Here is a 7,989-nt window from a genome sequence, read left to right on the forward strand (position 1 = left end):
GATGAAGGCTGTCATTCTGGACGCCGAGGACCGCTACCGCGTCGTCGACCTCGACGAGCCCGCCCCGGGCCCCGGCCAGGTGGCGATCCGCGTCGCCTACGCCGGGATCCAGTGGGGCGACATCATGGTCCGGGACGGCCACTTTCCGGTGCCGCGCCCCTTCGTGCCCGGCTTCGAGGCGGTGGGGCACATCACCGCGGCCGGCGAGGGCGTCGACCCGAACCGCGTCGGCGAGCCCGTCACCGCACTGACCACCGCCGGCGCCTGTGCCGAGGTGGTGCTGGCTTCCGCCGAGCTCGCCCTCGGCATCGGCGACCTGTCGCTGCGGACCGCCGCCGGCCTCGGATGGGCCGCGCCGACCGCCTACGACCTGGTCAACACCGCCGCACGCGTCCGGCCCGGCGAGAGCGTGCTGATCCACGCGGCCGCCGGCGGGGTCGGCACGCTCGCCGCCCAGTTCGCCCGACTGGCCGGGGCCGACCGGATCGTCGGAGTGGTCGGCAGCGCCGCCCGGGCCGACTACGCCGCCCGGTTCGGCTACACCCGGCTGGTGCTGCGGGGGGAGCTCCCGGCCGGGCCGGACGACGAGCCCTTCGACGTGATCCTCGACCCGGTCGGCGGTCCGACCCGCCGGTCCGGCCTCGACCGGCTCGCGGCACACGGCCGCCTGGTCGCCTACGGCAACCTCGCCACCTACGAACCGGTCCTCGCGGACGCCAACGACCTGCTCATGCAGGGTCGTTCACTCCTGACCTACAACAGCAACCTGCTCAGCCGCACCCACCCCGAGCGGCTGGCCGACAGCGCCCGCCGAGCCCTCGGCCTCGTCGCCGACGGCCGGGTGCAGGTGGACGTCACGGCCGAGTACGACCTGGCGGAGCTTGCCGTCGCGGTCCAGCGCCTGGCCGAGGGGGCGATCCTCGGCAAGAGCGTCATCCGCGTCGCCTGACGAGCCGCCGGGGACGGGGCGGGGGCCTGCCGGATCCATGGGGTGCTGCGGCCTGTGCCTGAGGACGCCTCCCCGTCCGGCGGTCCGCCTGTGAGCGGGCGCAGCGGGCCGGTCAGCGGGGCCTGCGTCCGCGCCACTGCCGCCACTGCCGCCAGAGGCGGCGGAGGCGGTGGACGGGCTGGTCGGCGTCGCGTTGCCGGAGGGCGGAGGCGAGGTTGTCGCGGGAGGTGGCGGTCTGGGGGTGGGTGGGCCCGAGGACCTGTTCACGTTGGGCGAGGGTGGTTTCGAGGAGGGGGATGGCGCGGCCGTGATCGCCGGCCGAACTATAGGTGTAGGCGAGGTTGTTGCGGGCGGTGAGGGTCTGCGGGTGGGTGTGGCCGAGGGTCTCCTCGCTCTGGGCGAGGGTGGCTTCGTAGAGCGGGATGGCGCGGTCGAGGTCGCCCGCCGTCTCGTAGGCGCTGGCGAGGTTGTTGCGGGTGATCAGCGTGTCGGGGTGGGTGTGGCCGAGGACCTGTTCGCGTTGGGCGAGGGTGGTTTCGAGGAGCGGGATGGCGCGGTCGAGGTCGCCTACCACGTAGTAGGTGTAGGCGAGGTTGCAGCGGCTGAGCAGGGTGTCGGGGTGGGTGTGGCCGAGGGTCTCCTCGCTCTGGGCGAGGGTGGCTTCGTAGAGCGGGATGGCGCGGTCGAGGTCGCCCGCCGTCTCGTAGACGCTGGCGAGGTTGTTGCGGGCGGTGAGGGTCTGGGGGTGGGTGTGGCCGAGGACCTGCTCGCTCTGGGCGAGGGTGGTCTCGAACAGGGGGATGGCACGGTCGAGGTCGCCGGCCGACTCGTAGGCGTAGGCGAGGTTGTTGCGGCTGAGCAGGGTGTCGGGGTGGAGCTCGCCCTGGGACTGCTCGCAGTACGCGAGGTCGGCGCTCCGGAGCGGGACGGTCCGGGCCTCGTGGCCTTGGCGGTAGAGGTACTGGGCCGCGACGTAGTAGTGCCGGGTGGCGGGGTTGTCGTAGGAGTCGGGCGGGGTGGTGTCCGCGAGGGCGGTGAGGTGGGGGATGAGGAGGTCCCAGTCGGGGGCCGGGTCGTAGCCGAGGGGATCGGGGAGGGTGTCGAGGGCTTGGCAGAGGGCGTGTTCGGCCTCTTGGCGGCCGGGGTGGTCGGGTTGGCCGCGCAGGACGGTCTGGACGAGTCGGTGGACGCCGACGGTGTCGCGGGTGAGGGCCACCATGCTGTAGGTGCGCAGTGCGGCGAGGGCCTCGTCGAGCTCCTGTTCGGTGCCGAGGTGGTCGAGGAGGCTCAGGGGGATGTCGTCGGGGGCCAGCCAGGCAAGCGTGTTTAGTACGGTGACGGCGAGCGGGTTGCGCTCCTCCAGCGCCGCGAGGGTGTGGGTCCAGATGCGGGCGATGGTGCGTTCGGGGTCGATGCCGTCGGCGCCCTGGGCGAGTCTGGTGCCGAGCGTGCGCCGGTAGGCGTCGATGCTGACGGTGGGGTGTTGGGCGAGGTAGGCGCCGGCCTGGTCGAGGGCGAGCGGCAGGTGGCCGAGGTCGGCGGCGAGCAGGTGGGCGTCGTGCAGGTCGCCCGGGGTCGGCTCGGTGTCCTCGAAGGCGTGGGCGCACAGGAGTTGGGCGGCCTCCTCGGGGGCGAGCGTTCCCAGCGGCCTGGTGGGGGTGGTGCGGGGCCAGCCGGTGGCGCGGCGGGTGGTGATGAGGTGGTGGCCGCCGGCCAGGGCGCCCGTGTAGGGGGCGACGTCCTGCGGGTCCTCGGCGTTGTCGAACACCAGCAGCCAGTCGCGGTGGCAGTGCAGCCAGTGGGTGGCCCAGGCGGCGCGGGCCTGCTCGGACGCCCCGTCCGCCCAGGCGGGGTAGAGGAGCCGGGCGAGGGCGGCGAGGGACTGCTCGATGCGGGCCGGGGATTCGGCGTTGATCCACCAGACCAGGGTGTAGGCGTCCCGGTGGTGGTGGGCGTAGTGCAGGGCGAGGGTGGTCTTGCCGATACCGCCCAGGCCGTGGACGGCCGGTGCCTGGGTGACGGCGGAGCTGCCGTCGCTGGTGAGGATGCGGCGCAGCCAGGCGAGGTCCTCGTCGCGGCCGATGCAGACCGGTCGCGGGGCGAGGTTGCCGGTACCGCGTTCGGTGCCGATGGTGCGGGCGGCGTTGAGGACGTCGAGGGGCAGCACGAGGTCGCCGGTGACGGCGGTGTGGATGGTGTGGGCCGCGGCCGACCGGTCGCCCGCCGCCGTGATCGGCTGGTAGGGGTCGGTCACGGTGCGACTGCCCTGGTGCTGGCCCGTGCGGCGCTCAACAGATCCACCCCGAGGAGAAGTTGGCCGAAAGGTCGGGGGTCATTGTCGCACCGGATCGGGCGGATCGGGGGCGGCGGCGGGTCAGTCGGCCTTGCGCCTGCGCCACTGCCACCAGCGGGGTCGGGTGGGCTGGGTCGGGGCGGGCTGCAGGCGGAGGAAGTCGAGGTTGTTCCGCGTGTTGGCGGTCTGGGGATGGGTGGAGCCGAGGATCTGTTCGCACTGGGCGAGGGTGGTTTCGAGGAGGGGGATGGCGCGTTCGGGGTCGCCGGCCAGTCCGTAGGTGCCCGCGAGGTTGCTGCGGCTCATCAGGGTGTCGGGGTGGGTGTGGCCGAGGACCTCCTCGCGTTGGGCGAGGGTCGTCTCGTAGAGGGGGATGGCGCGTTCGGGATCGCCTGCCGATGTGTAGGCGTGGGCGAGGTTGTGCCGGCTGGTGAGGGTGTCGGGGTGGGTGTGGCCGAGGACCTCCTCGCGTTGGGCGAGGGTCGCTTCGTGGAGGGGGATGGCGCGTTCGAGGTCGCCGGCCTGCTGGTACGCGTCGGCGAGGTTGTTGCGGCTGAGCAGGGTGTCGGGGTGGGCGTGGCCGAGGACCTCCTCGTATTGGGCGAGGGTGGCCTTGTAGAGGGGGATGGCGCGTTCGAGGTCGCCGGACTGCTGGTACGCGGCGGCGAGGTTGTTGCGGCTGAGCAGGGTGTCGGGGTGGGCGTGGCCGAGGACCTGCTCGCTCTGGGCGAGGGTGGTCTCGTAGAGGGAGGTGGCGCGTTCGAGGTCGCCGGCGGCTCGATGGGCCGCGCCGAGGTTGTTGCGTGCGGAGAGGGAGTAGGGGTGAAGGCTGCCCAGGATCAGCTCGCACTGCCTGAGGTGGGCCCGCCGCAACGGGATGGTGCGGGCGTCGTGGCCTTGGCGGTAGAGGTACTGGGCGGCGGTGCCGTAGTGCAGTCCGGCGCGGTCCTCGTGGTGGTCCGGCGGGGTGCTGTCGGCGAGGGCGGTGAGGTGGGGGATGAGGAGGTCCCAGTCGGGGGCCGGGGCGAGGTCGGGGGGTTCCGGGAGGGCGTCGAGGGCGGTGTCGAGGGCGTGTTCGGCATCGAGCCGGCCGGGGTGGCCGGGTTGCTTGCGCAGGACGGTCTGGACGAGGCGGTGGACGCCGACGGTGTCGCGGGTGAGGGTGACCATGCTGTAGGTGCGCAGGAGGCCGAGGGCTTCGGCGAGTTGCTCCTCGGTGTCGAGGTGGCGGAGGAGGGTGAGGGGGATGTCGTCGGGGGCGAGCCAGGCGAGGGTGTTCAGCACGGTGATCGCGAGGGGGTTGCGGTCTTCGAGTGCTTTGAGGGTCTGCGTCCAGATGCGGGTGATGGTGCGTTCGGGGTCGACTCCGTCGGCGGCCTTGGCCAACTTGCTGTCCAGGGTGCGCCGGTAGGAGTCGAGGGTGACGGTGGGGTGTTGGACGAGGTAGGCGCCGGCCTGGTCGAGGGCGAGCGGGAGGTGGCCGAGGTCGGCGGCGAGCAGGCGGGCGTCCTGTAGCTCGTCCGGGGTCGGTTCGGTGTCCCCGAGGGCGTGGGCGCAGAGCAGTTGGGCGGCCTCCTCGGGAGCGAGGGTCCCCAGCGGCCGGGTGGGGGTGGTGCGCGGCCAGCCGGTGGCGCGGCGGGTGGTGATGAGGTGGTGGCCGCCGGCGAGGGCGCCGGTGTAGGGGCGCAGGTCGGCCGGGTCCTCGGCGTTGTCGAAGATCAGCAGCCAGTCGCGGTGGCAGTGCAGCCAGGTGGTGGCCCAGGCGGTGCGGGCCAGTTCGGACGCCGCGTCGGCCCATGCGGGGTAGAGCTGCATGGTCAGCGCGGCGAGGGACTGCTCGATGCGGGCCGGGGACTCGGCGTTGATCCACCAGACCAGGGTGTAGCTGTCGCGGTAGCGGTGGGCGTAGTGCAGGGCGAGGGTGGTCTTGCCGATGCCGCCGAGTCCGTGGACGGCGGGGGACTGCGTGACGGCCGAGCTGCCGTCGCTGGTGAGGACGCGGCGCAGCCAGGTGAGGTCCTCGTCGCGGCCGACGCAGACCGGGCGCGGGGCGAGGTTGCCGGTACCGCGCTCGATGGTGATGGTGCGGGTGGCGTTGAGGACGTCGACGGGCAGCACGATGTGGAGGTCGCCGGTGAAGGCCGCGCCGATGTGCTGGGCGGCGGCCGACCTGGCGCCGGACGCGGTGACGGCCGGTGTGTCGCTCAACAGATCCACCCCGAGGAGAAGTCGGCCGACGTAGTGGTGGCCATTCTCGCACCGGGGTGGTGGGCGCGGGAGGGGCATCGGTGGCGGGAGTGGGTGGCGCTTGGGCGGCTCCGAGAGGGCAGCTATTTTCTGTTATGCCAATTGACACAACATCAAAAGAATCCCTACGCTGACCGCCATGGATGAGGTCAAAGGCCGCGGACGCCCACGCAAGGATCCGGAGCGGCTCGCGCGGTGGACTCCGCCCGAGGGGTGGTCCCGTCTTGTCGCCTGGGTGTCGCCCGAGGAGAAGAAGGCGCTGAAGCGCGTCGCCGTCGAGGCCGAGGTCTCGGTCGCGGACCTGGTCCGCGCACTGGCCGCCGGACTGGCCGGCGGGGCGATCACCCATGAGGAACTCGTCGGCCAGGTCAGAAAGGGCATGCAGGTCATGGAGAAGATCCCCACGCTGTTCGAGCGGGACGGCGACTTCCGGGTGGTGGACCGCCCCCGCGCCGAGTGCGCCTGGGTGTTCGACGGCGAGGGCACGCCGACCGAGAAGCTCGACGGCACCAACGTCCGGCTGACCACCCGCTCCGGGCGGCTGGTGCGGGTGGAGAAGCGGCGCAACCCGAGCAAGGCGCAGAAGCAGCAGGGCATCACGGACGGCTGGTACGTCGACACGGACGAGCACGGCCCCGAGGACCGGTGGATCCTGACCGCGGCCCGCAACACCGACGTCGCCGGGTGGCCGGACGGCGAGCACGCCTGCGAGGCGCTCGGGCCGCGGATCCAGGGCAACCCGCTTCAGCTGGACGAATACCGCTGTGTGCCGTTCAACCTGGAGATCCCGGCATACGGGGACGTGCCTCGCAGCTACAGGGAACTGCGCGACTACCTCGCCGAGTTGGAGAGCCGGTACGCGCCGGGCAGCCTGGCCGAGGGGATCGTGTTCCACCACCCGGACGGGCGGCGGGCCAAGATCAAGCGCAAGGACTTCCCCAAGTCCGCCTGAGCGGTGGGCGTCGTGGGTGTCTCCGACTGGTGGGCTGGTGGTTCCGGTCCGTAATTCGCATGACGTGTCGGGGCGGGTCTGACAGCCTTCGGGCCGTCAGTGAAGATCGCTCGGAGCGGCACGGAGTGGGGATCGATGGCTTTCGCCTTTGAGGGGCCGGAACTTGAAGGCGCGCTGGTGCGCCTGGAGCCGCTGGACCGCCGCCACACGGCGGGCCTGGCCGAGGCGGCGGAGGAGGAGCGGAGCGGGTACCGGTTCACCTGGGTGCCCAGGGCGGCCGAGGTCGGCGAGTACGTCGAGTCCCAACTGGCCAAGGCCGCAGCCGGAACGGTGGTGCCGTACGCGCAGGTGGAGCGGGCGACGGGCCGGGTGGTCGGTGCCACGGCCTTCCTGGATCCGCGGGTCTGGGCTCCGGGTGAAGGCGAGGGACTGTTCGCGGTCGAGGTCGGCTACACCTGGCTCGCGGCGTCGGCCCAGGGCACGGGGGTGAACTCCGAGTCCAAGCTGCTGCTGTTCCGGCACGCGTTCGAGAACTGGGGTGTGGCGCGCCTGGACTTGAAGACGGATGCGCGCAACAGCCGTTCGAGGGCCGCGCTCAGCGGGGTGGGCGCGCGGTTCGAGGGCGTGCTGCGGAACTGGTCCCGGTCGTGGGCGCCGGGCGAGGCCGGTCGGCTGCGGGACTCGGCGATGTTCTCGATCACCGCCGAGGAGTGGCCGGACTGCCGGGCGCGGCTGGAGAAGCGCGTCGCCGCCCGCTCGGCGCGGGGGTAGTCGGTCGGCCGGGCGTGAGCTGTTCGCCGTCCGCACCCGCCCCTGCCCTGGGAACTGCCGGGGCGGGGGCGGGTGCCGAGGTGGGCGCGTCGGGTGGCCGGGCGTGCCCGGGTCAGCTCCGGGTGACCACCAGCTGGCTGGAGCCGTCCGGCAGGCCGGCGATGGCGGCGCGCTGGGCCGGGAAGGTGCTCGCGCCGTACGGGCCCTGGACGGCGCCGAAAACGGACCAACTGCCGTTTTTGAAACGGGTCTTGTGGTAGACGTTGCCGTCACTGCCGACCACCGCCACCTGGGACGAACCGTCCGGCAGGCCGGCGATGCCGACCGTCCGCGCGGCCGTGGTGGGCGTGCCGTTGCCGGGGAGCGCGGCGAACCCGCTCCAACTGCCGTTGGTGAAGCGGGTCTGGTGGTAGACGTTGCCGTCGTTGCCGATCGCCAGCACCTGCGAGGAGCCGTCCGGCAGCCCCGCGAGGGCCACCCGCCAGGCCGCCATGGTCGGGGTGCCGACGCCGGGGAGCGGGGCGAATCCGCTCCAACTGCCGTTGGTGAAGCGGGTCTGGTGGTAGACGTTGCCGTCGTTGCCGATCGCCAGCACCTGGGCGGACCCGTCGGGCAGGCCGGCGATGGCGACGTCCCAGGCCGCCATGGTCGGGGTGCCGATCCCGGGGAGCGGGGCGAATCCGCTCCAACTGCCGTTGGTGAAGCGGGTCTGGTGGTAGACGTTGCCGTCGTTGCCGATCGCCAGCACCTGCGAGGAGCCGTCCGGCAGCCCCGCGT

At 72.6% G+C, this 7,989-nt stretch carries 6 protein-coding genes; 3 read left to right on the forward strand and 3 right to left on the reverse strand.

Features of this window, described 5'->3' with window-relative positions:
• The first annotated feature begins 1 nt into the window (after window position 1).
• The gene (locus tag ACGFZP_RS18810) at window positions 2-949 is read left to right on the forward strand and encodes a zinc-binding alcohol dehydrogenase family protein (protein ID WP_392934004.1); all 948 of its coding nucleotides are present in this window, start codon (window positions 2-4) and stop codon (window positions 947-949) included.
• Window positions 950-1,061: 112 nt separating this feature from the next.
• On the opposite strand, the gene ACGFZP_RS18815 is transcribed toward ACGFZP_RS18810, so the two are convergent.
• Both ACGFZP_RS18815 and ACGFZP_RS18820 read right to left on the reverse strand, forming a co-directional pair.
• Entirely contained in the window at window positions 1,062-3,203 is a 2,142-nt protein-coding gene (locus ACGFZP_RS18815) for a tetratricopeptide repeat protein (protein WP_392934007.1), read from the reverse strand.
• Between the two features lie 120 nt (window positions 3,204-3,323).
• Window positions 3,324-5,450 carry a tetratricopeptide repeat protein gene (locus ACGFZP_RS18820; RefSeq protein WP_392934009.1) on the reverse strand — a complete coding sequence of 709 codons (2,127 nt, stop codon included), beginning with the start codon at window positions 5,448-5,450 and terminating at the stop codon, window positions 3,324-3,326.
• Between the two features lie 178 nt (window positions 5,451-5,628).
• On the opposite strand from ACGFZP_RS18820, the gene ACGFZP_RS18825 reads away from it, so the two are divergent.
• A complete protein-coding gene (locus ACGFZP_RS18825; protein WP_392934012.1) occupies window positions 5,629-6,441 on the forward strand; it encodes a hypothetical protein in 813 nt (270 codons plus the stop codon).
• A gap of 135 nt (window positions 6,442-6,576) precedes the next feature.
• A complete protein-coding gene (locus ACGFZP_RS18830; RefSeq protein ID WP_392934015.1) occupies window positions 6,577-7,212 on the forward strand; it encodes a GNAT family N-acetyltransferase in 636 nt (211 codons plus the stop codon).
• 112 nt (window positions 7,213-7,324) lie between these two features.
• On the opposite strand, the gene ACGFZP_RS18835 is transcribed toward ACGFZP_RS18830, so the two are convergent.
• The coding region (locus tag ACGFZP_RS18835) for a hypothetical protein (RefSeq protein WP_392934018.1) at window positions 7,325-7,989 on the reverse strand (665 nt) is incomplete at its 5' end.

The sequence above is a fragment of the Kitasatospora sp. NPDC048239 genome (genome assembly GCF_043202015.1).
Lineage (GTDB): Bacteria > Actinomycetota > Actinomycetes > Streptomycetales > Streptomycetaceae > Kitasatospora.

Excerpts from the sequence above, each read along its gene's own strand:
- ACGFZP_RS18810 (WP_392934004.1), top strand. The coding sequence starts at position 2 with ATGAAGGCTGTCATTCTGGACGCCGAGGACCGCTACCGCGTCGTCGAC.
- ACGFZP_RS18825 (WP_392934012.1), top strand. The coding sequence starts at position 5,629 with ATGGATGAGGTCAAAGGCCGCGGACGCCCACGCAAGGATCCGGAGCGG.
- ACGFZP_RS18830 (WP_392934015.1), top strand. The coding sequence starts at position 6,577 with ATGGCTTTCGCCTTTGAGGGGCCGGAACTTGAAGGCGCGCTGGTGCGC.